The sequence below is a fragment of the Kocuria oxytropis genome (assembly GCF_040981195.1).
GTDB classification, from domain to species: domain Bacteria; phylum Actinomycetota; class Actinomycetes; order Actinomycetales; family Micrococcaceae; genus Kocuria; species Kocuria oxytropis.
The window spans coordinates 93,435-119,402 of record NZ_JAVFXA010000002.1 but is presented as its reverse complement, the minus strand read 5'-3'; the positions used below and the strand labels follow the sequence as shown (position 1 = coordinate 119,402).

Annotated in this window: 19 protein-coding genes and 1 pseudogene; 7 read left to right on the top strand and 13 right to left on the bottom strand. The window is 76.3% G+C overall.

The window, feature by feature from the left end:
* Position 1 precedes the first annotated feature (1 nt).
* Positions 2 to 1,159 (top strand): phosphotransferase, encoded by a 1,158-nt coding sequence (locus tag QYM41_RS02965; protein ID WP_368798244.1) that lies wholly within the window; start codon positions 2 to 4, stop codon positions 1,157 to 1,159.
* Here the strand turns inward: QYM41_RS02965 and QYM41_RS02960 are convergent.
* The 5 genes from QYM41_RS02960 to QYM41_RS02940 are packed head-to-tail and all read right to left on the bottom strand — an operon-like array spanning position 1,135 to position 10,401.
* Entirely contained in the window at positions 1,135 to 4,641 is a 3,507-nt protein-coding gene (locus QYM41_RS02960; RefSeq protein WP_368798243.1) for an ATP-dependent helicase, read from the bottom strand. The genes QYM41_RS02965 and QYM41_RS02960 overlap by 25 nt on opposite strands.
* 50 nt (positions 4,642 to 4,691) lie before the next feature.
* Positions 4,692 to 8,183, bottom strand: a complete 3,492-nt coding sequence (locus QYM41_RS02955; protein ID WP_368798242.1) for an ATP-dependent helicase — start codon at positions 8,181 to 8,183, stop codon at positions 4,692 to 4,694.
* A 31-nt stretch (positions 8,184 to 8,214) separates the two neighbouring features.
* Entirely contained in the window at positions 8,215 to 8,694 is a 480-nt protein-coding gene (locus QYM41_RS02950) for a helix-turn-helix transcriptional regulator (protein WP_368798241.1), read from the bottom strand.
* Positions 8,695 to 8,722: 28 nt separating this feature from the next.
* Positions 8,723 to 9,217, bottom strand: a complete 495-nt coding sequence (locus QYM41_RS02945) for a hypothetical protein (RefSeq protein WP_368798240.1) — start codon at positions 9,215 to 9,217, stop codon at positions 8,723 to 8,725.
* A complete protein-coding gene (locus QYM41_RS02940) occupies positions 9,214 to 10,401 on the bottom strand; it encodes a TerC family protein (protein WP_368798239.1) in 1,188 nt (395 codons plus the stop codon). Before QYM41_RS02940 ends, QYM41_RS02945 begins: the two co-directional genes overlap by 4 nt.
* Before the next feature lie 212 nt (positions 10,402 to 10,613).
* Between QYM41_RS02940 and QYM41_RS02935 the strand changes: the two genes are divergently transcribed.
* Positions 10,614 to 11,468 (top strand): 3'-5' exonuclease, encoded by an 855-nt coding sequence (locus QYM41_RS02935; RefSeq protein ID WP_368798238.1) that lies wholly within the window; start codon positions 10,614 to 10,616, stop codon positions 11,466 to 11,468.
* Positions 11,469 to 11,499: 31 nt separating this feature from the next.
* Here the strand turns inward: QYM41_RS02935 and hemL are convergent, their stop codons facing one another.
* From hemL to hemE, 8 genes and pseudogenes are all read right to left on the bottom strand, one after another.
* Complete coding sequence (gene hemL, locus QYM41_RS02930) at positions 11,500 to 12,816, bottom strand: glutamate-1-semialdehyde 2,1-aminomutase (protein ID WP_368798237.1); 1,317 nt, start codon at positions 12,814 to 12,816, stop codon at positions 11,500 to 11,502.
* A 53-nt stretch (positions 12,817 to 12,869) separates the two neighbouring features.
* Complete coding sequence (hemB, locus tag QYM41_RS02925) at positions 12,870 to 13,880, bottom strand: porphobilinogen synthase (protein ID WP_368798440.1); 1,011 nt, start codon at positions 13,878 to 13,880, stop codon at positions 12,870 to 12,872.
* A 231-nt stretch (positions 13,881 to 14,111) separates the two neighbouring features.
* A pseudogene (locus QYM41_RS02920) lies at positions 14,112 to 14,843 on the bottom strand (uroporphyrinogen-III synthase); the annotation flags it as partial.
* 107 nt (positions 14,844 to 14,950) lie between these two features.
* Positions 14,951 to 15,910: a hydroxymethylbilane synthase gene (hemC, locus tag QYM41_RS02915; protein ID WP_368798236.1), complete on the bottom strand. Its 960-nt coding sequence runs from the start codon at positions 15,908 to 15,910 to the stop codon at positions 14,951 to 14,953.
* The gene (locus QYM41_RS02910; RefSeq protein ID WP_368798235.1) at positions 15,901 to 17,109 is read right to left on the bottom strand and encodes a ferrochelatase; all 1,209 of its coding nucleotides are present in this window, start codon (positions 17,107 to 17,109) and stop codon (positions 15,901 to 15,903) included. Before QYM41_RS02910 ends, hemC begins: the two co-directional genes overlap by 10 nt.
* Entirely contained in the window at positions 17,106 to 17,858 is a 753-nt protein-coding gene (gene hemQ / locus QYM41_RS02905; RefSeq protein WP_368798234.1) for a hydrogen peroxide-dependent heme synthase, read from the bottom strand. The genes QYM41_RS02910 and hemQ overlap by 4 nt, the downstream gene beginning before the upstream one ends.
* A gap of 3 nt (positions 17,859 to 17,861) precedes the next feature.
* Positions 17,862 to 19,400, bottom strand: a complete 1,539-nt coding sequence (gene hemG / locus QYM41_RS02900; protein ID WP_368798233.1) for a protoporphyrinogen oxidase — start codon at positions 19,398 to 19,400, stop codon at positions 17,862 to 17,864.
* Entirely contained in the window at positions 19,397 to 20,602 is a 1,206-nt protein-coding gene (gene hemE / locus QYM41_RS02895) for a uroporphyrinogen decarboxylase (protein WP_368798232.1), read from the bottom strand. The genes hemG and hemE overlap by 4 nt, the downstream gene beginning before the upstream one ends.
* 147 nt (positions 20,603 to 20,749) lie before the next feature.
* Here hemE and QYM41_RS02890 point away from each other — a divergent pair, with 147 nt between their 5' ends.
* The 5 genes from QYM41_RS02890 to QYM41_RS02870 all read left to right on the top strand — a co-directional run bounded on the left by QYM41_RS02890 (position 20,750) and on the right by QYM41_RS02870 (position 25,929).
* Positions 20,750 to 22,069: a glutamyl-tRNA reductase gene (locus QYM41_RS02890; RefSeq protein ID WP_368798231.1), complete on the top strand. Its 1,320-nt coding sequence runs from the start codon at positions 20,750 to 20,752 to the stop codon at positions 22,067 to 22,069.
* Between the two features lie 50 nt (positions 22,070 to 22,119).
* Positions 22,120 to 22,740 carry a TetR/AcrR family transcriptional regulator gene (locus QYM41_RS02885; protein WP_368798230.1) on the top strand — a complete coding sequence of 207 codons (621 nt, stop codon included), beginning with the start codon at positions 22,120 to 22,122 and terminating at the stop codon, positions 22,738 to 22,740.
* A gap of 52 nt (positions 22,741 to 22,792) precedes the next feature.
* The gene (locus QYM41_RS02880) at positions 22,793 to 23,029 is read left to right on the top strand and encodes a DUF3107 domain-containing protein (RefSeq protein ID WP_058874809.1); all 237 of its coding nucleotides are present in this window, start codon (positions 22,793 to 22,795) and stop codon (positions 23,027 to 23,029) included.
* Positions 23,030 to 23,371: 342 nt separating this feature from the next.
* Positions 23,372 to 25,075 carry a DEAD/DEAH box helicase gene (locus QYM41_RS02875; protein ID WP_438612538.1) on the top strand — a complete coding sequence of 568 codons (1,704 nt, stop codon included), beginning with the start codon at positions 23,372 to 23,374 and terminating at the stop codon, positions 25,073 to 25,075.
* Positions 25,072 to 25,929: a DNA-methyltransferase gene (locus QYM41_RS02870; RefSeq protein ID WP_368798229.1), complete on the top strand. Its 858-nt coding sequence runs from the start codon at positions 25,072 to 25,074 to the stop codon at positions 25,927 to 25,929. Before QYM41_RS02875 ends, QYM41_RS02870 begins: the two co-directional genes overlap by 4 nt.
* The last annotated feature ends 39 nt before the right edge of the window (positions 25,930 to 25,968 follow it).

Genomic DNA, 25,968 nt, shown 5'->3' with positions numbered 1-25,968 from the left:
CGTGAGCACGTCCCTCGAGCACCTGGCCGCCGTCGCCGCCGCAGGCGTGCCCGGGCTCGCGCCCGTGGCCGTGGGCCCCTCCCCCGACGACGACGCCGACTTCCGCTCCGCCGTGGTCCTCGACGCCGCCGGCCGGCGCTGGCGGGTGCGCTCCCCGCTGAGCCCCGAGGCGAGCGTCCGGCTGGAGACCGAGCACCTCGTGCTCCGCTGCTTCACCCCCGCCATCCGGTCCCGGCTGCCGTTCCTGGTCCCCACCGCCGCGGGGTCCGTGGCCGACGGGGACCTGCACGCTTTCGTGCACTCCCACATCGAGGGGTCCCCGCTGGAGATCGACGCGCTGGCCCGCATGGCCGCGCAGCCCGACCCGGAGCACCACCGGCACGTGCCGAGCGCCGAGCCGCCCCCCACGCTGTCCGTTCAGCTCGGGCGGCTGCTGGCCGCCGTCCACGCCCTGCCGCCGTCCCTGGTCCTCGACGCCGATCTGCCCGGCTACAGCGCCGAGCAGTGCCGGCTGCGCCGTCTCACGGAGCTGCGCCGCGCCGCCGGCACCGGGCGCGTTCCGGCGGCGCTGCTGGACCGGTGGGAGCGGGTCCTCGAGGACCCCGAGGTGTGGCGGTTCCAGCCGCGCGTGGTCCACGGCGACCTGCAGGCCGACGACCTCGTCATCTCCCGCGGCCGGGTCCGCGGGGTGACCGGGTGGACGGACCTGCACGTCGGTGATCCCGCGGCGGACTTCGCGTGGCTCATCGCGGCCCGTGACGCCCGCCTCGCCGAGGGCGTGCTCGAGGCCTACGCCGCGGCCTGCCGGCGCACGTCCTTCCGGGCGCCGGACCGGGAACCGGACGCCCACCTGCTGGACCGGGCCCGGCTGGACGCGGAGCTGGCGCTCGCGCAGTGGCTGGTGCGCGGGGTGGACCGCGGCGCGGAGGACCTGGTGGCCGACGCGGAGCAGATGCTCGCCACGCTCGAGCGGGACGTCCTCCGGCGCTCCGGCCCGGCGCCCGGGACCACCGCGGCGCCCGGGACCACCGCGGCACCGGGGGACCCGGCGTCCGCGCCGGAGCCGGCCGGGGACCCCGCCGGCACCGCACCGGCGGACGCTGCCGGGGAGCGCCCGGACCCCGGGCGTCCCGCTCAGGGGCGCAGCACCACGTCGTAGGCCGCCCGGACCACCGCCTCCAGCTCCTCGGCCCCGGAGAGGTCGTGCGGGCGGACCACCCGGTCCTCGGCCACGTAGTAGAAGGCGGCCGTGACCTCCTCGAGCGGGACGTCCCGCAGCCGGGACCACGCGAGCCGGTACACGGCCAGCTGCGCCGAGCGCTCCTGCAGCTCCCGCCCCGCCGGGGCCCGCCCCGTCTTCCAGTCGACCAGCTCCCAGGTGCCGTCGCCGTTGCGGAAGACGGCGTCCACGCGGCCCCGGACCGTGATGCCGGCGACCGGGGTCTCGAGGGGGAACTCCACCGCGTACGGCTGGCGGTCCGCCCAGGGACCCGACCGGAACGTCGCGGCGAGCTCGGGGAGGTCGTAGGCGGCGTCGACGTGCTCGTCGGCGGTGCCCGGGAGCTCCCCGACGTCGAAGATCGCCGAGCTGCCGTAGTACTGCTCGATCCAGGCGTGGAACGTGGTGCCCCGCCGTGCCGCGGTGCCGGGTCGGCGGGGCATGGGCCGGCGCAGCCCGGAGACCACCTCCAGGGGGTTCCGCGCCAGCGCCACGAGGGTCGACGCCGAGACGTGGGAGGGCATGGGGACGCTGCGCTGCGTGCGGCCGTCCTCGTGCCGGGCCAGCAGGACACGGGCCTCCTCGGACCACCGGCGGGGGTCGGGCGCGCGCCCGTCCCGTTCGGCGACCCCGAGCAGGTCCTCCGTGTCGAGGTCCGCGGTGTCCTCGAAGCCGCGCTCCCGGACGGCGCGGGCGGCCTGCTCGAGCACGCTCCGGCGGCCGCGGTGCGGGGGCGGGCTCACGCGCACGGCGCTGCGCCCGTCCTCGACCGTCACGGTTTCGGTGACCTCCGGGCCCTCCAGCGGGTCGTAGGGCCACGGGGCGCTGAGCACCGTGGCGGCGGCCGGGTTGCGTGCGTCCTCGGGCACCTCGGCCCAGGGCCCGCGGCGGACGGACGGGGCGGGGCCCTCGGTCAGCGGCGCCAGTTCCGTGACGAACGCGGAAGGCCCCTGGTTCCGCGCGGCCGTGCCCCGGAACGCGGTGCAGGACAGCTCCAGGACCTCCCGGGCCCGCGTCACGGCCACATAGGCGAGCCGGCGCTCCTCGGCCTCGGCGTGCTGCGCGGCCAGCTCCAGGTACTCCGTGTGGGACTCCTCGAGGGCCTTGAGGTCGGTCGTGTCCACGGCCCACTGCGGCAGGAAGCGGGCGTCCCCGCGCAGCGGCCAGGCCAGGGCACCGGTGTCGAGGGTCCAGCGGGACGGCTTGTCGGTCGGGAAGTTCCCGGCGTTCAGTCCCGGGACGTAGACGTGGTCCCACTCCAGGCCCTTGGAGGCGTGGACCGTGACGAGCTGCACGGCGTCGTGCCGCGTGCGGTCGGGGCCGGGCTCGAGCCCGTTCTCCTCCGCGAGCGTGACGTCGAGCCAGGCCAGGAAGGCCGAGACGTCGTTCGTCGCGGACGACGCGGTGAAGGACTGCGCGGCCTCCTGGAAGGCGTCCAGGTTGCGCCGGGCCTGGTGGACGGCGCGGTGCGGGTGGGCGGCGACCTCGACGTCCAGGCCCAGGACGGTCTCGACCTCGTGGAGCAGACTCGGCAGGTCGTCGGAGAGGAAGGCCCGCAGGTGGTCGAGCTCGGCGCGCAGCCGGGTCAGGCGCTCCCGCGCCGTGCCGGACAGGGTGCGGGCGTGCGCCGAGGTCCAGCCGGGCCGGGGCAGGGTCTCGAGGGCCTCGATCAGGGAGGCGTGGTCGGAGAGGTCCGGCTCGACGAGGGCGTCCTCCTGGGCCTCCTCCGCGGTCACCGGGCTCTCGAGGTCCTCGGCCCGGCCCGTCTGCGCGGCCTCCGTGCGGCGGCGCTCCAGGTGGGACGCCCAGTCGGCGAGGGCCATGAGGTCCCGGGCGCCGATCCGCCAGCGGGCTCCCGCGAGCAGCCGCACGAGGGCGTCCGAGCGGCCGGGGTCGTCCAGCACCCGGAGGGTCGCCACCACGTCGGAGACCTCCGGCGTGCTGAGCAGGCCGCCGAGGCCCACCACCTCGTAGGGGATGCCGCGGGCGGCGAGCTCCCGGCGCACGGGCTCGATCTGGGAGCGCTTGCGGCAGAGCACCGCCATGGTGGGCATCTCCTCCACCGGAGCGCCGCGGTGCTGCGCCCGGTGCTCCCCGATCCGCTCCGCGATCGCGGCGGCCTCCTCGAGATCGGTGGCCCACCGGCTGATCCGCACCCGGCCGGTGCCCGCACCGGGCCGCGGGGCGAGCTCGGGCACCGTGAGCGAGGACCGCCCGCGGGCCCACGCCGGCAGGGTCCGCAGGGGGGCGGCGATCGTGTTGGCGACGTCGAGGATGCTCGCGTCGTTGCGCCACGCCGTGGTGAGGAAGCTGGGCTCCGCCTCCTCGCCGGGGGCGACCGGGAAGGAGTCGTAGAAGCCGAAGAGCTGCCCGGAGGAGGCGCCGCGGAAGCCGTAGATCGACTGCTGGGGGTCGCCCACCGCCATCACGGAGTGGCCGTTGCCGAAGAGGGCGGCGAAGAGCCGCAGCTGGGCGTGCGAGGTGTCCTGGAACTCGTCGAGCAGCACCACCCGGTGCCGTTGCCGCTCGGTCCGGCGCGCGGCCGGGTCCTGCTCGGCCAGCCGGGCCGCCGCGGAGAGCAGGTCGCCGAAGTCCATGGCCTGCGCCGCGTGCTTGCGCCGGGAGAAGTCGGCCACGAGCTCGGCGAGGACCCACGCGGTGCGCTGGTTGTCCTCGACCTTCTTCAGCTGGGCGCCCAGGGTCTTCTTCCGGCGCCCCGGGGGCGTGGTGGCCAGGGCGCCGAGGAGCCGGGACGCGAACCGCTCCACGTCCGCCGGGTCGACGAGGTGCTCCGCGCACGCCGAGGCGAGGTCGAGGACCGCGGCGACCATGGTGGACTTCGCGGGCATGGTCTCGAGCAGCTCCCCGGTCCAGGCCTCCACCGTCTGGGCCGCGATCTGCCACGTCCGGGCCTGGCCCAGCAGCGTGGTGTCCGGCTCGATGCCCAGGCGCAGCCCGTAGTCGCGCACGAGCGTGTTGGCGTAGGAGTGGTAGGTGCTCACGGTGGGGTCCTGGGGCGCGGCGGGGAGGTCGTCCTCCCCGGCCTCGTCCGCGCCGACGGGCGCGACGAGCCCCTGGGCGCGCAGCCGGGCCAGCCGGGAGCGCATGCGTTCCCCCAGCTCACCGGCGGCCTTGCGGGTGAAGGTCACGCCGAGGACCTGGTCCGGGGCGACGACGCCGTTGGCCACGAGCCACACCACCCGGTCGACCATGGTGGCGGTCTTGCCGGAGCCCGCGCCCGCGACGACCAGCCGGGGCGTGAGCGGGGCGGAGATCACGGCGGACTGCTGGGCGGTGGGCCGGTTGCCGCCGAGCAGCTCGGCGAGCTCCTCGGGGCTGTACCGGGGCTCGACGCCGCCGTAGGGGTGCCCGGCGGTGTCCTGCCGGGCACCGTCGCCGGGGCTGCCGGGGCTGCGGCTCATGGGCGCTGTCCTCTCGTGCTGTCGGGGCGGGACGGGAGCGGGGTCGGTTCTCACGGCTCGCTCACCTGCCGGCCCTCGGCGCAGAGCGGGCAGATCTGGGGCAGCTTGCACCCGTGCCCGTTGAAGGCGCCCTCGGCCTGGTCGTGGCGGGCGGTGAAGCGCTCCCCCGCCACGAGCTCCGCGGCCCGGGTGATGAGCTCGCGCGCCCACGTGGCGTCGGGGTCCAGGGGATCCTGCTGCTGCACGGAGGGGGACTTCGCCCGGGTGCCGAGCTGGACGAGCAGGGCGCCGCCGGAGAGCTCCGTCACGGTGCCGTCCGGCAGCTCCAGGACGGCGTCGTCCGCACCGGCCACCATGGCCGTGCCCGCGCCGGCCGTGAGCGCCACCTGGTAGGCGGCCAGCTGCGGGTGCTCGGCGATCTTCGCCCCGGCCGGCTGGTTCCGTCCGGTCTTGAGGTCCACGACGACGTAGCGGCCCTGCTCGTCGAGCTCGAGGCGGTCCACCCGGCCCCGGAGCAGGGCGTCGCGCGCCCGCCCCTGGACGAGCACGCTGAAGGCGCCCTCCACGGAGACGAGCCGGCGGCCGTGCGTGCCGCGCGCGTCCAGCACGTACTGGGCGAACTTGCGCAGCATCTGCCGGGCCCGCTCGAGCTGGACGTCGGACTCCCAGGTGTCCGGCAGCCCCAGCGTGGGCCAGCGGCGCTCGAGCTCGGCGACGAGCTCGGAGCCCGAGGCCTCGGGCAGCTCCTCGGCGACGGCGTGCACGAGCGAGCCGAGGCTGCGGCTGAGGTCGGTGGCGGCCTCCGCCCGCGACGCGGCCACGAACCAGTCCAGCGGGGAGCGGTGGATGGTCTCGATGCGGGACGGGGAGACGGGGACCGGGACCCCGTCGTCGAAGACGGGCGCCGTGCTGGAGAGCTCCGCGGCGCCCCACCACGTGTCGGGGTGGGCGCCGGGCACCGGTCGCGGGGAGGCGGCGATGCGGTGGAGCAGCCGGGCCGCGGCCTCCGAGCGCACCGGGTCCTCCTCGTGCAGCTGGACCCACTGCCGCAGCTCGGCCACGAGGGCGCGCAGCGTCATGGGCCGCGGTGCGTCCACCACGGTCCGCGAGCCGTCCCCGGGCCGTGACCCCGGCGGGTCGACGAGGTCGAGGAACTCCGAGGGCTGCTCGTCCTCGCAGGAGGCCGCCGTGACCACGAGCGTCCCGCTGCTGCGGGAGACCGCGGCGGAGAAGGAGCGCAGCTCGTCGTGGCGGACCTCCCGCATCCGGGTGACCGGGGTGACCCGGGCGGCCTGCTCGGGCCCGAGGTCGAGGGCGTCCGTGAGCAGGTCCGCGCCCAGCAGCTGGCCCCGCAGACGGGTGTTGGGCCACACCCCCTCCTGCACGCCGGCGACGAAGACCACGGGCCACTGCCGGCCCGCGGCCGTGGCCGTGGTCATGATCTCGACCGTCTCGTCGGTCGGGGCGCGCGCGGCCAGGGTGTCCATGGGCAGGTCCTGGTTGTCGATGTAGTCCAGGAACTGGGCGGGGCTCGCCCCGGGCAGGTGGTCGACGTACCGCTCGGCCGACTCGAACAGGCCCACCACGGCGTCGAGGTCCCGGTCCGCCCGCTCCCCGGCCGGACCGCCCTCCAGGGCATGCCGCCGCCAGGACTCGGCCACCCCGGCGGCCTCCCACAGCGCCCACAGCACGGTCTCGGCCGTGGCGCCCTCCTCCCGCAGGGCGACGGTCCCGGCCGTGAGCATCCGGGCGATCCGGCGGGCCGGCACGGAGCGCACCCCTGCGGCGTCGAGCGCCCCGGGCGCCACGAGGGCCTCCACGAGCAGGTCGTCGCTGGTGCGGACGCCGCCCGCGGCGAGCTCCTCCGCCCGGAGCCGCTGGCGCAGCCGGCGGACGTCCATCGGGGAGGCGCCGCCGATCCGCGACGTCAGGAGCTCGACGGCCGCCTGGACGGTGAGGACCCCGAAGCGGCCGTCCTCGTCCCCGGTCCCGGTCGCCGCGGCGGCCTCGGTCACGATGCGCAGGGCGGCCAGCAGCGGGCGCACCGCCGGTTCGTCCCGGACCGGCGTCTCCGCCGCGGAGGTGCTGACCGGCACGCCCATGGCCGTGAGCTGGCGCTCGAGGGCCTCCAGGTAGCGGCCGTTGCGCACGACCACCGCCATGTCGGCGAGCGCGGCGCCGCCCACCAGGTGCCGTTCGAGCACCTGGTGGGCGATCCAGCGGGCCTCGTGCAGCGGTGACGACAGCACCACCGTGGTGACCTCCCCCGGTGCCGCACCGGCATCCGTGGCGCCGGTCCGGTCGCCGCTCGTGGCGCCGGCCGTGTCGCCGTCCCAGGCGTCTGCCGCCGGCGCCGCCGTCCCGCCGGCGGCGGGCGTCGCGGCCGCGGTGCCGGGTGCCTCCGCGGCGGGGCCGGTCCCGTCGGCGGGCCGCAGGTCGCGGGGGTGCCGGGCGCCGGCGACGGCAGGGATCCGCTCCGCCACGCGCCGCCACACCTCCACCACGGCCCCGGGCATGCGCCGGCTCGTGTCCAGGCAGTGCCGCCGGAGGGGCCGTGCGGGCTCGGCGAGCCGGTCGTCGAGGGTGCGCAGCAGATCGGGCCGCGCCCCGCGGAAGCCCTGGACCACGGTGTCCGTGCAGACGGTCATGACGGTGTCCCGGCCCCGGCACAGCACGGCGAGGAGCCGGTGGATGGAGGGCGTCGCCTCGTGCAGGTCGTCCACGAGCACGAGGTCGAGGCGCTCCTGCTCGGCCCGGAGGAACTCCGGCTGCTCCTCGAGGACCCGCGCGGCCTCGGTCACGAGCACCGCGGGGTCGTAGGACTCCGGCATCCGCAGCCGGCGCACGGCCAGGTACTCGGCGCGCACCGTGGCGGCCGCCGCCCAGTCCGGGCGCTCGAGCCGCCGGGCGAGGACGCGGAGGTCCTCGGGGGCGAGGTCGTACTCGGACATCCGGTCGAACAGCTCGCGCACCTCCTGGCGGAAGCCGCGGGTGCCCAGGGCCTCCCGGAGATCCGGCGGCCACACGACGGGAGCTCCGAATCCCGCGGCGTGCCCGGCCATCAGCTCACCGATGAGCACGTCCTGCTCCGGTCCGGACAGCAGCTTGGGCCCGTGCACGACGCCGGGGAGCAGCCCCTCGTTCTGCGCCCGACGGAGGAGGTCGAAGGCGTAGGACTGCCACGCCCGCACGGGCGGGGAGCTCATGGTGGCCTCGACCGCGGCCGTCAGGTCGTCCCGCAGCCGGGACGCCGCGAGCCGGGAAGGGGTGAGCACGAGCAGCCGGTCCGGGTCGAGCCCGTCCCGGATCCGGCGCGCCGCCAGTTCCACGAGCACCCGGGTCCGCCCGGTCCCGGGCCCGCCCAGCACGAGCCGGGGCCCGCACCCGGCCGGCAGCCCGGCGATCTCCTCCTGCCCGGGGCTCGGCCGCCACGCGGTGCGCCCCGGCGCGGAGCCGGCCGGGGGGACGAGGCTCCAGCGCACCGGTCCCGCACCGGGCGGGACGGTGCTCGTGGTGGGGGTGCCGTGCTCGGAGTGCCGCATGGGTCTCATCCCATCACGGGACTCCGACGGGCTAAAGCGGTCCGCCGGGACGGGGCCCGCTCCCGGCGTCCTGCCCGGGGGCCGGGACGAGGACGGCCAGCAGCTCCCCGATCTCGTGCGCGGCGACGGCCGGGTGCCGGAAGGGCCGGTGCCCGTCGACCGTGTAGTGGCTGCGCCGTCCGTTCCGGTGCCGGCGGAGGTAGCCGGCCGACTCGAGGTCCTTGAGGATCGTCAGGGTGGCGCGCTCCGAGATGCCCACCTGGGCCGCGATCTCGCTGACCCGGGCGTCCTGGGACCCGGCCACGGCCAGGAGCACGTGGCCGTGGTTGGTGAGGAAGGTCCACGCCGGCCGGGAGAGAGCGGGGCCGCCGCTCCCGGTGCTCCGCCCGTCCGGACCCGGGACGCCCGGGGCCGGGGCGTCCGAACCGTTAGCGGGAGCGGGAGGGGCCGGGGCGACCGGACCGGGTGCGGGAGGGGCCGGGGCGTCCGGGCCGGGAGCGGGAGGGGTCATGGCGGGGTCCTTCCGGAGGGCGGGCGGTTCACAGCTGGTCCAGCCGGCGGGACCGTGCGGGGCGGTGCACGGCCAGCCGGGCGGCCGCACGGGCGGCGACGAGCACCACGCCGGGGCCCTGCTCCACCGTGGGCACCGGGACGTGGGCCGGCGTGACCACCAGCACCGCCCCGGCACGGTGCGCCGCGTGGGCCAGGGCGACGGCCCGGGCCTGCCGGGCGCGGCGCAGCGGGCAGTTGCGGTGCCACACCACCTGCACCCGCCACGGCACGCCGGCGGCCTCCAGCGCCGGCCGGGCCCGGGCGGCGACGGCCTGCGCCTCCAGGAGCGCCTCCTCCTGGGCCCGCCGGGCGATGACGGCGTCGGCGCTGAAGGCCGAGCGCAGCGTCGGCACCAGCAGGAGCACGGGCCGGCCCTCCTCCGTGGCGACGCCCGCGGCGCGGCGGGCGACCGCCGCGGCCTCGGGCCCGTCGGTGACCACCGCGGCGACCGGGCGCCGGGTCCCGGTGACCGGGCCGCTCACCGCGCTCCCCCTCCGTGCGGCCGGTCGCGGTCGTCCCGGGCACCCGTGCGGGCCTCGTCCCCGGCCCGGGTGCCGGTCCCGGTGTCGGCCCCGGCGTCGGCCCCGGCGTCGGCCCGCGGGCCGTCCCCGGCCGGCACCGTCCCGGCAGCGGTCTCCCGGCCGCCCCGTCCTGCGCGGGTCCTGCGGCCCCACACCGGGTCCAGGGCGGCGATCTCGTCCTCGGAGGCGGTGCGGAAGGGCGGCTCCGCCGGGGCCGGCAGCGGGCGGCGGCCCGCACCGCGCGTGGCCCGCAGGCTGGCGACGACGGAGACGGTGATGATCGTGGCGACCACGGCCAGCGAGACCGGGGTCGGGATGTAGAACACGTCGATCTTCAGCAGCATCTTGATCCCCACCCAGACCAGCACCAGGGCCAGGCCGATCTTGAGGTAGACGAAGCGGTGGATCAGGTCGGCCAGCAGGAAGTACATCGCCCGCAGCCCCAGGATCGCGAAGGCGTTAGCGGTGAAGACCAGGAACACCTCGTCGGTGACGGCGAAGATCGCCGGGATCGAGTCGACGGCGAAGACGACGTCGGTGACCTCGATCAGCACCAGCACGGCCAGCAGGGGCGTGGCCAGCAGCACCCCGTTCCGCCGGACCAGCAGCCTCTGCCCGTGGTAGGCCTCGGTCATCGGCACGAAGCGGCGGAAGCCGCGCAGCACCGCCGACTGCTCGGGGTCCAGGTGCTCGTTGCGCTGACGGATCATCCGCCACCCGGTGTAGAGCAGGAACGCGGCGAAGACGTAGAGGATCCAGGAGAAGTTCTGGATCAGCACCGCCCCGGCGGCGATGAAGATCCCGCGGAACACGAGGGCGCCGAGCACGCCCAGGAACAGCACCCGGTGCTGGAACTCCCGCGGCACGGCGAAGTAGCTGAAGATGATGGCCCAGACGAAGACGTTGTCCACGGCCAGGGACTTCTCGATGAGGTAGCCGGCGAAGTACTGCTGGCCGAACTCCGCGCCCCAGACCTGCCAGACGACGACGCCGAAGGCCACGCCGAAGGCCACCCACACCCCCGACCACGCGGCCGCCTCGCGCACGCCGATCACGTGGGCGTGCCGGTGGGCGAACAGGTCGACGGCCAGCATCACCACGATGAAGCCGACCACCGCGGCCCAGATCCAGAACGGGACATCCATGACAGCACCTTCCGATCGATCCGATCGGAGGTCTCTCCCGGCCCTCGCGGGCCCGCCCGCCGGGCCCCTCGCGGGGCCGTAGTGACGACGGAACGGTGGTGGGATACTCCCCTCCCTGTGCGGACAAGTGAAGCACACTTCACCTGTTGCGACAAGGTCCCCGCGCCGCCGGTGGTGCGTGGCGGGTCGGAGGCGCCCGGTACGGTGGTGCCATGTCGTCGCCCTCACGCCCCGCCGAGCCCACCGACCAGCCGCCCCTGTTCGAGGCCGCACCGTGGCGCGCCCCGCGGCCGGAGCCCTCCGGGGCCGCCGCCGGCGCCGAGCAGGAGGTCCTGTTCGAGCTCGACCCGCCGCAGGACGCGTCCGGCGCCACCGCGGCGTGGACCCGGGGCCCGCGGGCGGCGTTCGACCTGGAGACGACCGGCCGCGACCCGCACACGGCCCGCATCGTCACGGCCTCCGTGGTGCGCACCGACGCCGGGGGCGCCGTGACGGACGAGTGGGAGTGGCTGGCGGACCCGGGGGTGGAGATCCCCGAGGAGGCCGCCGCCGTGCACGGGGTGAGCACCGACCGGGCCCGCGCCGAGGGCAGGCCCGCCGCGGAGGTGGTCGGGGAGATCGCCGGCCTCCTGGACGCCCTCTTCGCGGCGGGCACGCCCGTGCTGGTGTTCAACGCCTCCTACGACTTCACCGTCCTCGCCCACGAGGGGCGGCGCCACGGGGTCGAGGTGCCCCGGCCCTTCCCGGTACTGGACCCGTACGTGCTCAACAAGCAGGTGCACCGGTACCGGCGCGGCAAGCGCACGCTCGGGGCGCTGTGCGAGGAGTACGGCGTGGAGCTCACGGCGGCGCACACCTCGGCCGCGGACTCGCTGGCCACGGAACGGCTCGCGGTCCTGATGGCCCGCCGCTTCCCCGAGCTGGTGCGTCCCGCCGCCGAGCTGCACGAGGCCCAGGTCGGCTGGGCCGCCGACCAGGCGGCGAGCCTCCAGGAGTACTTCCGCAGGACCTGCCCGGACGCCGTGGTCGACGGCGCCTGGCCGCTCCGCCGCCCCGAGGACGCCTGAGCGCTCCCCGGGACGGCGGCCCGGTCCGGGCTCAGGCGGCCGGCCGGGCCTCGGCGGCCGCGCGGGCCGCGGCCGGCAGGGCGGAGACGATCCGGTCCATCGCGGCGTCGTCGTGCGCGGCGGAGAGGAACCACGCCTCGAACACTGAGGGGGGCAGGTAGACGCCCTGGTCCAGCATCGCGTGGAAGAACGCCGGGTAGCGGAACGTCTCCTGCGCCTTCGCCTGCGCGTAGTCGTGCACGCCGGTGGCGGAGGTGCCGAACGCCACGGAGAACAGGTTGCCGGCCGACTGCACGGAGTGGTCCACACCGGCCTCGGTCAGTGCGGCCCGCACCGCCTCCTGGAGCTGGGCCGAGCGCCGGTCCACCGTCTGGTAGGCGATCCGGTCGGCGGTGCGCAGGGTCACGGCCCCGGCCGCCATCGCCACCGGGTTCCCCGAGAGGGTCCCGGCCTGGTAGACGGGCCCCAGGGGGGCGAGGTGGTCCATGACCTCGGAGCGGCCGCCGACGCCGGCGACGGGCAGGCCGCCGCCGATGACCTTGCCGAACATGAACAGGTCGGGCTCCCACCCCTCCTCGCCGGCGGCCGTGAGGCCCCAGTAGCCGGCCTCGTGCACGCGGAAGCCCGTCAGCACCTCGTCGAAGATCATCAGGGCCCCGTGCTCGCGGGTGATCCGGCGCAGCCCGGCGTTGAAGCCCTCGCCGGGGGTGACCACGCCCATGTTGGCGGGTGCGCCCTCCGTGATGACGGCGGCGATCCGGCCCGGGTGGGCGGCGAAGGCCTCCTCCACGGCGGCGAGGTCGTTGTACGGCAGCACGAGGGTCTCGGCCGCGGTGGCCGCCGTGACACCGGCGGAGCCCGGCAGGGCCAGGGTCGCGACCCCGGAGCCCGCCTCGGACAGCAGCGAGTCCACGTGCCCGTGGTAGCACCCGGCGAACTTCACCACGAGGTCCCGGCCCGTGACGCCGCGCGCCAGGCGGATCGCGGTCATGGCCGCCTCGGTGCCGGTGGAGACCATGCGCAGCTCGTCGATCGCCCCGACCCGCTCGACCACGAGCTCGGCGAGCTCCGTCTCCCCGCGGGTCGTGGCCCCGAAGGACAGGCCGCGCTCCACGGCCTCGTGCACGGCCTCGATGACGGCCGGGTGGGAGTGCCCGACGAGGGCGGGCCCCCACGAGCTGACGAGGTCGACGTACTCGCGGCCGTCGGCGTCGGTGAGGTACGGCCCCTTGGCCGCGGTGATGAAGGGCGGGGTGCCGCCCACGGACGCGAAGGCGCGCACCGGGGAGTTGACCCCGCCGGGCATGACCTTGCGCGCGCGGTCGAAGAGTTCCTGGGAAACGCTCATGAGTTCTGTGTGTGTCCTTCCGCCGGGGCTGCCGGCTCGGGGGTCGGTGGGGGTCAGGAGAGGCCGTTCTCGTCGCGGAACCAGTCCGCGAGCTCGACGGCGAAGTAGGTGAGCACGGTGTCGGCGCCGGCGCGGCGGATGGACAGCACGGACTCCTGGACCGCGGCCCTGCGGTCGATCCAGCCGTTGGCGGCCGCGGCCTCGATCATGGCGTACTCGCCGGAGATCTGGTACGCGGAGACCGGCACCGGGGACACCTCGGCCACGTCGCGGAGGATGTCGAGATAGCTCATAGCCGGCTTGACCATGACCATGTCGGCGCCCTCGTCGAGGTCCAGCTGCAGTTCGTGCAGGGCCTCCCGGCGGTTGGCGGGGTCCATCTGGTAGGTGCGGCGGTCGCCTTGGAGCTGGGAGTCCACGGCCTCCCGGAACGGGCCGTAGAACGCGGAGGAGTACTTGGCCGAGTACGCCAGGACGGAGACGTCGTGGCGCCCGGCCTCGTCGAGGGCCGAGCGGATCACGCCGACCTGGCCGTCCATCATGCCGGAGGGGCCGAGCACGTGGGCGCCGGCCTCCGCCTGGGCCACGGCCATCCGGCCGTAGATCTCCAGGGTCGCGTCGTTGTCCACGGTGCCGTCCTCGGCGAGGACGCCGCAGTGGCCGTGGTCGGTGAACTCGTCCAGGCACAGGTCCGCCATCACGACGAGGTCGTCGCCGACCTCGGCGCGGACGGCGCGCAGCGCCCGGTTCAGGATCCCCTCGGGATCGCACCCGGCGCTGCCCTCGGGGTCCCTCTCGGCGGGCACGCCGAAGACCATGAACCCGCCGAGGCCCTTGGCCGCGGCCTCGGCGGCGGCGCGCCGCAGGGAGTCCAGGGAGTGCTGGACGACTCCCGGCATGGACCCCAGGGGGGCCGGCTCGGAGAGTCCCTCCCGGACGAACACGGGCAGGATGAGGTCCGCCGGGTGCACCCTGGTCTGCGCGGCGAGCCGGCGCACGGCCGGGGTGGTGCGCAGTCGGCGGGGGCGGGAGACCAGGTCGTAGCGCGGGGTCGGGTGGGTCACGGAGTTCGTCTCCTCGGTCGTCGGGATCGATGTGGTCGGGGCGGGTGCCAGGGGGTGCGGCGCCACGGGTCCAGGTGCCTCGGACCTCCGCACGCGGGGCCCGGCTGTCCCGGCCGCGGCGGGCGCGGGGGCCGGGACCGGCGCGGGGGGTGGGTGCGCCGCGGCGGCGGGCGCCAGGCGCCCCGGGGCGGCGAGGGCCCGGACGAGGGCGTCACGGATCCCCGCGGGGGTGGGCCGGGAGGCGGCCACGGACGGCAGGCCCAGCGCCGCGGCGGCCCGCCGCGTGGGCTCGCCGATGGCCACGAGGACGGTGCCCGCCAGGACGGACGGGTCGTCGCCCACCAGCTCCGCGAGGTGGGACGGGGCCGTGAGCACCACGGCGTCGGCCTCGCCCGCGGCCAGGGCCGCCAGCAGCTGCGGACGGCGCAGCGCCTCCACGCCGCGGACCGGGCCCGGCGGCACGAGGGGCGCGGCGGCCGGCCAGGGCACGGTCTCGTAGGCGGTGGCCGTCAGGACAAGGTACCCGCGCCCGGTGAGGCCGTCCGCCAGCACGGGCCGGGCCCGGGCCGAGAGCGGCAGCAGGACCGTGCCCGGGTCCGGCTCCCGCGGCCAGTCGGCGAGCAGCCCGGCCGCCGAGTGCGCGGTGCCGGGCACCAGGTCCGGCGCCAGCCCCGCCGCGGTGAGGGCCGCGGCCGTGGCGTCCCCCACCGCGGCGACGCGCAGCCCGGCCCGCCGGGCCGCCGCGAACCGGTCGCCCAGCGACGTCCCGTCCCGGTCCCCCGAGATCGCGCGCAGCGCGTGGACCGTGGTCACCGCGGTGACCGCCAGCCAGGTCCGTCCGGCGGGCGCCGGGTCCGCCGCCCGCTCGAGAAGGGCGGTCACGGGGCCGGTGTCCCGGGGCAGGGTCGCCTCGAGCAGCGGCGCGAGCCGCACCCGGGCCCCGTGCCCGGTCAGCAGGTCCACGAGCTCCCGGGCCCGGTCGGCGGAGCGGGTCACGACGACCCTGGCGCCGCGCAGGGCGGCGGCGGGGTCGTCGTGGCGGTCTGCGGGCCCGGCGGACGGCACGGGGCTCAGAGCGTCAACCGGGCCAGCCGGCCGGCGCCGTCGGCGAGCAGCTCGTCGCCCAGCCGGGCGCCGAGGCCCCGGGCGGCGTCGAGGTCGGGCTCCGCGGCGCGGCCGCTGCGGCGCATGACCCGGCTGCCGTCCGGGTCGGCCACCACGACGTCGAGCACGAGCTCACCGTCCTCGATCCGCCCGAACGTGCCCACGGGGGCGGCGCACCCGGCCTCGAGCCGGGTCAGCAGCGCCCGCTCGGCGGTCACGGCCAGCCGTGTCCCCGGGTCGTCCACCGCGGCGAGGCCGGCGGCGAGCGCAGTGTCCCCGGAGGCGTCCTCCGTGCGGCACTCCAGGGCCAGGGCGCCCTGCCCGGGGGCCGGGAGCATGACAGACGGGTCGATCAGCTCGGTGATCGCGTCCTCGAGCCCGAGGCGCCGCAGCCCGGAGGCCGCGAGCACCACGGCGTCGAGGTCGCCGGGGGCCACCCGCCCCAGCCGGGTGCCCACGTTGCCGCGGATGTCGACGATCTCGAGATCCGGTCGCGCCGCGCGCAGCTGCGCCGCCCGGCGCGGGGAGCCCGTGCCGATGCGGGCCCCGGCGGGCAGGCCGGCCAGGGTCAGCCCGTCACGGGCGCACAGGGCGTCCCGGGGGTCCTCCCGCACCGGCACCGCGGCGACCTCGAGCCCCGGCACGGGGGCGGTGGGCAGGTCCTTGAGGGAGTGCACGGCCAGGTCCACCGAGCCGGCCAGCAGGGCGGCCCGCAGCGCCGTGGCGAAGACCCCGGTGCCGCCCATCTGGGACAGAGGGCCGGTGAGGACGTCGCCCTCGGTGCGGATCGTGACGAGCTCCGGCTCCAGCCGGCCCGCGGCCGCGACGGCGCGGGCGGCCGTGGTGGTCTGGGTCAGCGCGAGCTGGGAGCCCCGGGTGCCGACCCGGAACACCGGCAGGTTCTGCGCGGCGGCCGTCACGCCCACTGCACCTCCCCGGAGTCGTCGAGACCGACCGGGAGGGGCTCGCCGTGGGGGCGCTGGGCGATGGTGGGGCGCGGCCCGGCGGCGCCGCGCAGCACCTTGACGCAGCAGTCCGGGGCGCAGTCGTCGAACCACGTGCCCGGGGCGCACGCGGAGACGCGCGGCGGGGCGGTGCGCCCGGCGACGCGCTGCTCCACGAGGTCGGCGAGCCCGGCCACGAACGCCGGGTGGGTGCCGGCGGTCGGGGTGCGCACGGCCGGCAGCCCGAGCCGCTCGCAGGTCTCCAGGGCCTCGGTGTCGAGGTCCCACTTGACCTCCATGTGGTCGGAGACGAAGCCCAGCGGCACGAGGACCGCGCCGGCGACCCCGCGCCCGGCGACCTCCTCGAGGGCGTCGTTGACGTCCGGCTCGAGCCACGGCACCTGCGGGGGCCCGGAGCGGGACTGGTAGACGAGGTCCCAGGTGTGCTCGCCGAGCTCCTCGGGGCCCACCCGCTCGAGCACGGTGCGGGCCACCGCCAGGTGCTGGGCGACGTAGGCGGAGTTCTCCTCGAAGTCCATCCGGGCCGGCCCGGACGCCTCGGCGTCCGTGGTCGGGATGGAGTGCGTGCAGAACAGGATCGCGATCCTGCCCTCGCCGGCGCCGAGCCGGTCGCGCACCTGCGCGAGCCCCTCGCGGAGGCCCTCGACGAACGGCTGCACGAAGCCCTCGGAGTCGTAGTACTGGTGGACCTTGTCGACCTGCATCGTGTCCGTGAGGCCGAGCTCCTCGAGCGCCACCCCGTAGTCCTCGCGGTACTGGCGGCAGCCGGAGTAGCTGGAGTAGGCGCTCGTGGCGAGCACGAGCAGCCGGCGCATCCCGCGGTCGTGGCACTCCCGCACCACGTCGGCCACGTAGGGCGCCCAGTTGCGGTTCGCCCACAGCACCGGCACGCCCACGCCGCGGCCGAGCAGCTCGGCCTCGAGGGCGGAGCGCAGCGCGCGGTTCTGCGCGTTGATGGGGCTCACCCCGCCGTTGGCCCGGTAGTGGGTGGCGACCTCCTCGAGCCGCTCGTCGGGGATGCCGCGGCCGCGCGTGACGTTGCGCAGGAACGGCAGGACGTCGTCCTGGCCCTCGGGGCCGCCGAAGGACGAGAGGATCACGGCGTCGTACGGCTCCGGCGCGTGCGCCCGGGCCCGGGACAGGGCGTTCTCCGCGCTCATCGGAGCACCTCCGCGAGCTCCTCGGCGCCGACCCGGCGGCCCGTGTAGAACGGCGTCTCCTCGCGCACGTGCAGCCGGGCCTCCGTGTTGCGGAAGGCGCGCATCACGTCGACGAGGTCCACCAGCTCGGGGGCCTCCAGCGCCAGCAGCCACTCGTAGTCGTTGAGCCCGAAGCACGCGATGGTGTTCGCGAGGACCTGCGGGTAGTCGCGCGCCGCCATGCCGTGGTTGCGCAGCATCTCGGAGCGGCGCTGGGGGTTCATGTAGTACCACTCGTACGAGCGCACGAACGGGTAGACGCAGACCCACTCCTCCGGGGCCAGGCCCCGCGCGAAGGACGGGGAGTGGTTGCGGGTGAACTCGGCGTCCCGGTGGACCCCCATCGCGTTCCAGGCCTGCCCGGTGCCGGCGAGGAGCTCCGTGCGGCGCAGCCGGCGGACCGCCGACTGGAGGGCCCGGGGGTCGTCGCCGTGCAGCCACGTGAGGACGTCGGCGTCCTCGCGCATCCCGGAGACGTCGTAGGCGCCGCGCAGCGTCACGCCCTCGGCCGCCAGCTGCTCGACCACGCCGTCGAACTCGGCGGCCGCCGAGGCGTCGTCGCCGGCCGTGCGGGCCGGGGCGCCGCCGGCGGGACGGGCGAACACGGACCAGACGGCCCAGTGCAGCTGCTCCGCGCCGCCGTCCTCCGTCGGCTCGGGCCGCGGGGCCGAGGGGCCGCCGTTCTCGTGGGAGCTGGTGTCGTGGGACAAGGCTCAGTCCTTTCGTCGGGTGCTGGTCGGTGGGGTGCGCGCCGGCTCGGGGCCGGCCGGCGCGGCGGGGTCCGGGACGCCCGCCTCGGCGAGCAGCGCGCGGACCTGGGATCGGGTGTCGGCGACGACGGAGGCGAGGCCCGTGCCCGCGAGCCACCCGCCGACGGCGACGGCGTCGGGCAGCACGGACAGCGCCCGGCGGAACTCGGCGACGCGCCGGGCGTGGCCCACGCCGGCGCGGGGCAGCGCGGAGCGCCAGCGCACGACGTCCGCGCCGGCGAGCTGGCCGGGCCGCAGCGGCATCCCCAGGAGGGTGGAGGCGTCCGAGAGGGCCAGCCGGATCAGCTGGTCGTCGGGCAGGGCCACCTCGGGCGGGACCGCCGAGGCGTCGGGCTGCGCGCGCCCGTAGGAGAGCCGCAGCACGTGCCGGCCGGGACCGGCGGCCTCCCGGACCCAGTCCCACTTGGCGCTGGCGTGGGTCAGGGCCTTGGCGCGCACGCCGCGGGCGTCCTCGCTCACGAGCAGGCCGGTGCCCCGGGGGGCGCCGTCGAGCCGCGGCTCGTCGAGCACGAGCGTGGCCAGGGCCACCTGCGGCCCGGCCTGGGGGGCGAAGCGCTGGAGCTCGTGCTCGTGCCCGGCGAGGAGCCGGACGGCGGTCGTGCCGTCGGTGGCCAGCACGAGCAGCTCCCCGCGGGCCACGGCCGTCTTGTGCCCGTGGCGCGGCTGGCGCTGGATCACCATCCAGCCCTCGCGCCGCGGGTCGCGGTCGAGGGCGATCACGTCGTAGCCGGTGACGAGCTTCACGCCCGTCCGCTCGAGGTCGTGCACGAGCGTCTCGGACAGCGCGTTCATCCCGCCGCGCAGCCCGGCCACGTTCGCCCCGGCCGGCGCGGCGCGGCGCAGGGCGCCCGCCGCGGCACCGAGGGAGCCGTGCTCGCGCAGGGCCCGGCGCAGGCCGGGGGCCACGGCGTCGACGTCGAGGTCGTCGGGGTGGGCGGAGTGCACGCCCGTGGCGAACGGCGCCACGAGCCGGTCGACGACCCGGTCCCCCATCCGGGCCCGGACGAGACCGCCGAGGGAGCGCTCGGTCATCCCGACGAAGGCCGGCAGCCGGCGGTCGAGGCCGGCGCGCAGCATGCCGGCGCGGCCCAGCGCCGCCCGCAGCCGGGGCGCCGTGGGGTCCGCGGGGATGCCCAGGATCCCGGAGTCGGGCGCGGGCACGGCGCCGTCGGGCAGGAACAGCCACGACCCGGAGCGGTTGGGGTGCACCACGCGCTCGCCGAGGCCGAGCTCCTCCAGGAGCTCGGGGACGGCCCGGGAGCGGGTCGCGAAGGACTCGGCGCCCGAGTCCAGCACGAGGCCCGCCACCTGGTGGGCGCCGACCGCCCCGCCCAGGTGGTCCTCGGCCTCGACCAGGGTGACCCGCAGCCCGCGGGCGGCGAGATCACGGGCGGCGACCAGCCCGGAGATGCCGCCGCCCACCACGAGGGCGGAGCGGGGCGGAGTCCGCCGGGGGGCCGCGGCGTCCGGCTCCGCGCTCACGGCCGGCCACCGCCCGGGGACTGCTCCAGCGGCTGGTCGTGCACGAAGGACACGAGGTCCGTGAGCACCTGGGGGTCGGTGCCCGGCGGGACACCGTGGCCCAGGTTGACGACGTGGCCCGGGGCCGCCGCGCCGCCGCGCAGCACCTCGCGCACGTGCTCGGCGAGCACGGGCCAGGGCGCGGCGAGCAGGGCCGGGTCGATGTTGCCCTGGAGCACGGTGGACCCGCCGAGCCGGCGGTTGGCCTCCGCGAGCGGGAGCCGGTAGTCCACACCCACGGCGTCCGCGCCGGCGTCCCGCATCGCGGCGAGGAGCTCACCGGTGCCCGTCCCGAAGTGCACGCGGGGCACGGCGAGGTCCTCGACGGCCCGCAGCGCGGCCGCCGAGTGCTCCAGGACGTGCCCGGTGTAGTCGTCCAGGAACAGGGAGCCGGCCCAGGAGTCGAAGAGCTGCACGGCGGAGGCGCCGGCCTCGACCTGGGCGCGCAGGAACGCCCCGGACGTGCGGGCCGCCCACTCGGCGAGCGCCCGCCAGGCCGCCGGGTCGGCGTGCATCATCGTGCGCGGCAGCAGGTGGTCCCGGGAGGGGCCGCCCTCGACCATGTAGGCCGCCACGGTGAACGGCGCGCCGGCGAAGCCGATGAGCGGGGTCGGGCCGAGCTCCGCGACGGTGCGGGCGACGGCCTCCCGGATCGGGTCCAGGGCGGCCTCGGCGAGCTCGGGCAGCGCGGCGACGTCGGCGGCCGTGCGCACGGGGCGCTCCAGCACCGGCCCGCGGCCCGGGACGATCTCGACGTCCACACCGGCCACGCGCATGGGAACGACGATGTCGGAGAAGAAGATCGCGGCGTCGACGTCGTGCCGGCGGACCGGCTGGAGCGTGATCTCCGCGGCCATCGCGGGGTCCAGGCACGCGTCGAGCATCGCGGTGCCCTGGCGCAGGGAGCGGTACTCGGGCAGCGACCGGCCCGCCTGCCGCATGAACCACACCGGGCGGCGGTCGGGGGCGCGGCCGGTGAGGGCCTGCAGCAGCGGGGCGTCCAGCGTGCCGGCCGCGCGCAGCGGATGGCCCTGCGGCAGCGCGCCGAGCGATCCGGTCAGGCGCCGGAACGCCGTCGAGGGGTGGGTGCCGCCCGTGGGGTGCCCGGGAGCGGCTGCGGTCGACGTGTCCGGCGTGCTCGCCGTCTCAGGGGTGGTAGGCATAGTGCTCCCATTGTGCCAAGGAACACCGACGTCGTTTGCCGACGCAGCGTCAGCGGGGCCGGGGCGCGGGCTCGACGGCGGGGGTGAGTCTTCTCTCGCACGTCACCGAGCCACGGATCGGCGGCGACCGTCTAGGATGGGTGCACTGTGGTCCTCTTCGCTCTCGTCGCCTCTCATCAGAACGTCGATCTGAACACCGTTGCCCGTCTGAGCACCGGTGCGCTCGGGCTGTCCGAGGAGATGGTCCGCGGCGGTCCCCTGCGGGGCGCCGTGACGCTCTCTACGTGCAACCGGCTCGAGATCTACGGCGAGCTCGAGGACGTCCCGGGCACCTCCCCCGGGGCGGCGCTGGACCGGGTCCTCGCCGAGCTCGCGGAGCAGATCGGCTCCCGCGCCGGGCTCGACCCCGAGTTCGTGGCCGGCTCCCTGCGCGCGTTCACCGACTCGGGCGCGGCCCGCCACCTGTTCACCGTGGTCTCCGGGCTGGAGTCCGCCGTGGTGGGCGAGCGCGAGATCACCGGGCAGGTCCGGCGGGCCCTCAACGACGCCCAGCAGGCGGGCACCGTCTCCGGGACGCTGCTGCGGCTGTTCGAGGCCGCCGCCCGCACCGCCCGGAAGGTGGGCACCCAGACCGCGCTCGGCGAGCGCGGCCGCTCCATCGTCTCCGTGGCCCTGGACCTGGCCGACGACGTCACGGCCGGCACCTGGCCGTCCCGCCGGGCCCTCGTCTTCGGCACGGGCGCCTACGCGGGGGCCACCATGGCGGCCCTGCGCGACCGCGGGTGCGCCGACATCGAGGTGTACTCGGCCTCGGGCCGCGCCGAGCAGTTCACCGAGAACCGCGGCGGCACGCCGGTGGACGGCGAGGGGCTGGCCGCCGCCCTGGAGCGCGCCGACGTGGTCATCGGCTGCAGCGGCGGTGCCGCCCCCATGGGAGCCGCCGCGTTCCCGGCCGGGCCCCGCACGGTGGTGGACCTCGCCCTGACCCGGGACTTCGACCCCGCCGTGGCGGACCTGCCCGGGGTGGAGCTCATCTCCCTCGAGTCGGTGCGCCTGGCCGCCCCGGAGGAGACCCGGGAGTCCGTCGAGGCCGCGAGCGGAATCGTCGAGCGCGCCGCCCAGGAGTTCACCGCGAGCCAGGAGGCCCGGGACATGGACGCCGCGATCGTCGCCCTGCGCAAGCACACCATGGCCGTCCTGGACGCCGAGCTCGCGAAGGTCACCTCCCACCACGGGTGCACGGCGGCGCAGGAGCAGATCGAGCTCGCGATGCGCCGCATGGTGCGCTCCCTCCTGCACACCCCCACCGTCCGCGCGCGCGAGCTCGCCGCGCAGGGCCGGCAGGACGAGTACATCACCGGTCTCGCGGCGCTGTACGGGATCGAGGTCCCCGCGCCCGCCGCGGAGCGGACCGGTCCCCCGGCCGCCGGGCCGGCGCAGGACACCCGGCGCCCGCAGGCGGGGTAGGCCGGCAGTCGTTCGGCCGGCGCCGCCGGCCGGTTGAGGAGGAGCGGTTCATGACCACTGAGACCAGGAGAGGCCGCCCCGCGCGCCTCCCGCGCGAGGCCCGCCGACGGCAGCTGCTCGAGACGGCCCTGACCGTGTTCTCCTCGAACGGCTACCACGGCTCGTCCATGGACGACATCGCCGACGCCGCGCAGGTGAGCAAGCCCGTCCTGTACCAGCACTTCCCCGGCAAGCGGGAGCTCTACCTCGCCCTCGTGGACCACTACCTCCAGGAGCTCTCGGCCGGGCTCGTCTCCGCGCTGCAGGCCAGCGACGTCAACCGCGAGCGGGTCGAGTCCATGCTGGACGTGTACTTCGGCTTCGTGGAGGCCAACCCGGAGGCCCACCGGCTGATCTTCGAGTCGGACCTGCTGGCGGACCCCGAGGTCGCGGAGCGCTTCGAGAACTTCCACCTGGCCGTGGCCGACTCGATCGCCGGGGTCCTCGGGCCCAACGCGGGGCTGAGCCACCCGCACGCGGTGCTCGTCTCCCGCTCCCTCACCGGCATGGCGCAGACGGCCGCGGTGCACTGGATCCGCAACCCGGGCACCGGCGGGCGGGCGGAGGCCCAGCGCCAGATCTTCCGTTTAGCTTGGGGCGGAATCTCCATCATCGACGAGGACTGGCAGTAGCGGACTCCTAGACTGGCCGGGACGAAGACCGCAGCCCCGTCCAGGAGGAACCATGGAAATCAAGATCGGTGTCCAGCACGTCGCCCGGGAGATCGTCGTCGAGTCCGCCCTCGAGGCGCCGGAGGCCGTGGAGCTGATCACCGCGGCGGTCTCCGCCGGGTCCCCGCTGACGCTGACGGACACCAAGGGCAACGTGACGGTCGTCCCCGGCGGCGCCATCGGCTACGCCGCCGTCGGCGCCGAGCAGAAGCGCCCGGTGGGGTTCATGCCCTTCACGAAGGACGACTGAGACCCCGTCCGCCGGCCACGGCGGACCCGGCCCGGCGACCGCACGGATGGTGCGCGGTCGTCGGGCTACACTGTTAAGCGCACTGGATGACCGGTCGTACCCGCGATCCCACGAACGACAGACACCTTCTCGCCCCCGCTCCCCGCGGCCAGGCCCCGCACGGCGGCCTCGCGCAGGACCGGATCCGGGCGCCACGCTCCCGTGGCCCGCCCGGTCGAGGCGGCGCACGCTCACGATCGGCTTCCACCCAACGCACCCCCGGCGGCCGCCGGCACGGCGGCCCGGAGGCCGGACCCCGGTCCCCTCCCCGCACCGGGCGTGCCCGAACGAAGGAAACCGACCGTGACCGACTACATCACCGACACCGCACCGGAGGCCTCCGTGCCCGGTGCCGACCTCGCGGACACCCCCGAGGTGGTCGTCGAGACCACCGAGCACCCCGAGCCGCTGCCCCAGGACTTCGCCGAGTTCGGGGTCCGCCAGGACATCGTGGACTCCCTCGCGGCCGAGGGCATCGTCCACCCCTTCCCCATCCAGGCCATGACCCTGCCGGTGGCGCTGTCCGGCCAGGACATCATCGGCCAGGCCAAGACCGGCACCGGCAAGACCCTCGGCTTCGGCATCCCCGTGGTCCAGCGGGTCGTGGGCCGCGGCGACGCCGGGTGGGACCGGCTGGCGAAGCCCGGCGCCCCGCAGGCGCTGATCGTGGTGCCCACCCGCGAGCTCGCCGTCCAGGTCGGGCACGACCTGGCGACCGCCGCGCGGACCCGCAACGCCCGGGTCGCGACCATCTACGGCGGCCGCGCCTACGAGCCGCAGATCGAGGAGCTGCAGGCGGGCGTGGAGGTCGTGGTCGGCACCCCCGGCCGGCTCATCGACCTCAACCGGCAGCGGCACCTCGACCTCTCCGCCGTGCGCGCCGTGGTGCTCGACGAGGCCGACGAGATGCTCGACCTCGGGTTCCTGCCCGACGTCGAGAAGCTGCTCTCGGCGGTGCCCGAGGTCCGCCAGACCATGCTCTTCTCCGCGACGATGCCCGGTCCCGTGGTGGCCATGGCGCGCCGCTACATGACCAAGCCGATGCACATCCGGGCGGCGGCCCCGGACGAGGGCGCCACCAAGAAGGACATCCGCCAGGTGGTCTACCGGGCCCACCATCTCGACAAGGACGAGGTCGTGGCCCGGATCCTGCAGGCCGAGGGCCGGGGCCGCACCATCGTGTTCACCAAGACGAAGCGGGCCGCGGCCAAGCTCGCGGACGAGCTGATCGCCCGCGGCTTCGCCGCCGCCCCGCTGCACGGCGACCTGGGCCAGGGCGCGCGCGAGCAGGCGCTGCGCGCGTTCCGCAACAACAAGGTCGACGTTCTCGTGGCCACGGACGTCGCCGCGCGCGGCATCGACGTGGAGGACGTCACCCACGTCATCAACTTCCAGTGCCCCGAGGACGAGAAGACCTATCTGCACCGGACCGGGCGCACCGGCCGCGCCGGCAACAAGGGCACCGCCGTGACCTTCGTGGACTGGGACGACGTCCCGCGCTGGCGGCTGATCGACAAGGCCCTGGAGCTCGGCATCCCCGAGCCCCGCGAGACCTACTCCTCCTCGGAGCACCTGTACGAGGAGCTGAGCATCCCGAAGGGCACCAAGGGCCGGCTGCCCCGGTCCAAGCGCACCCACGAGGGGCTCGGGGCCGAGGTGCTCGAGGACCTCGGCGAGCCCGGCGGGCGCAAGGGCGGCCCGCGCGGGGACGGGCGGTCGCGCGATCGCGGCGACTCCCGCCGCCGTGACGGCCGCGGCGGGGACCGCGGGGAGAGCCGCGGCGGGTCGCGCGGCGGCGGCCGCGGGACGGGCCGCGCCCGCCGCGACGACGCCGGGGCGGGTGCGCCGCGGGAGACCACGGCGGCCCCGGCCGCCGCGGGCGAGCGCGCCCGGGAGACCTCCGTGGAGCGCAGCGCGGACGGCACCACCCGCCGGCGCCGGCGCCGGCGCGGCGGCGGCACCAACGGCGGGGCCCGGCAGGAGCAGAGCGGCACCGCCGGCGAGTGAGCCCCTTCGTCTTCGACGCCGAGGGCCCCGACGCGGTGGTCGCCGCGGAGAACCTGGATCTCCTGCGGCGGCTGCCCGACGGGGCCTTCCGCATGATCTACGTGGACCCGCCCTTCAACACGGGCCGCACCCAGCGCCGCCGGGAGTCGACCGTGACCCCGGCGGCGGCGGGGGCGGGCGACCGCACCGGGTTCGCCGGCCGCTCCTACACCACCGTGCTCGGGGCCCTGCGCAGCTATGACGACGCGTTCGCCGACTACTGGGGGTTCCTGGAGCCCCGGCTGCGGCAGGCGTGGCGGGTGCTCGCCGACGACGGCACGCTGTACCTGCACCTGGACTACCGCGAGGTGCACTACGCGAAGGTGATGCTGGACGCGATCTTCGGCCGGGAGTGCTTCCTCAACGAGATCATCTGGGCCTACGACTACGGCGGGCGCTCCCGGCGCCGGTGGCCCGCCAAGCACGACAACGTCCTGGTGTACGTCAAGGACCCGGGACGCTACCTGTTCGACAGCGCCGAGGTGGACCGGGAGCCGTACATGGCCCCCGGGCTGGTGACCCCGGAGAAGGTGCGGCTGGGCAAGCTCCCCACCGACGTGTGGTGGCACACGATCGTCTCCCCCACGGGCCGGGAGAAGACCGGCTACCCCACGCAGAAGCCCGTGGGCCTCGTGCGGCGGATGGTCGCCGCCAGCTCCGCCCGGGGGGACTGGGTGCTGGACTTCTTCGCCGGCTCGGGCACGCTCGGCGCGGCCGCGGCGCAGCTGGACCGCCGCTTCGTGTGCGTGGACCGCAACCCGGAGGCGGTCGAGGTCATGCGCGCGCGCCTGCCGGGGGCGACCGTGTGGGACTGAGCGCGGGACGGCCCCGGTGACGGCCGCGGGCCCGGACCG

What these genes read in the sequence shown, in the direction of transcription:
- QYM41_RS02910 (WP_368798235.1), bottom strand. Translation starts at nt 17,109, where the DNA reads ATGAGCGCGGAGAACGCCCTGTCCCGGGCCCGGGCGCACGCGCCGGAG.
- QYM41_RS02940 (WP_368798239.1), bottom strand. Translation starts at nt 10,401, where the DNA reads ATGGATGTCCCGTTCTGGATCTGGGCCGCGGTGGTCGGCTTCATCGTG.
- QYM41_RS02955 (WP_368798242.1), bottom strand. Translation starts at nt 8,183, where the DNA reads ATGCGGCACTCCGAGCACGGCACCCCCACCACGAGCACCGTCCCGCCC.
- hemL (WP_368798237.1), bottom strand. Translation starts at nt 12,816, where the DNA reads ATGAGCGTTTCCCAGGAACTCTTCGACCGCGCGCGCAAGGTCATGCCC.
- QYM41_RS02885 (WP_368798230.1), top strand. Translation starts at nt 22,120, where the DNA reads ATGACCACTGAGACCAGGAGAGGCCGCCCCGCGCGCCTCCCGCGCGAG.
- QYM41_RS02880 (WP_058874809.1), top strand. Translation starts at nt 22,793, where the DNA reads ATGGAAATCAAGATCGGTGTCCAGCACGTCGCCCGGGAGATCGTCGTC.
- hemE (WP_368798232.1), bottom strand. Translation starts at nt 20,602, where the DNA reads ATGCCTACCACCCCTGAGACGGCGAGCACGCCGGACACGTCGACCGCA.
- QYM41_RS02960 (WP_368798243.1), bottom strand. Translation starts at nt 4,641, where the DNA reads ATGAGCCGCAGCCCCGGCAGCCCCGGCGACGGTGCCCGGCAGGACACC.
- QYM41_RS02950 (WP_368798241.1), bottom strand. Translation starts at nt 8,694, where the DNA reads ATGACCCCTCCCGCTCCCGGCCCGGACGCCCCGGCCCCTCCCGCACCC.
- QYM41_RS02935 (WP_368798238.1), top strand. Translation starts at nt 10,614, where the DNA reads ATGTCGTCGCCCTCACGCCCCGCCGAGCCCACCGACCAGCCGCCCCTG.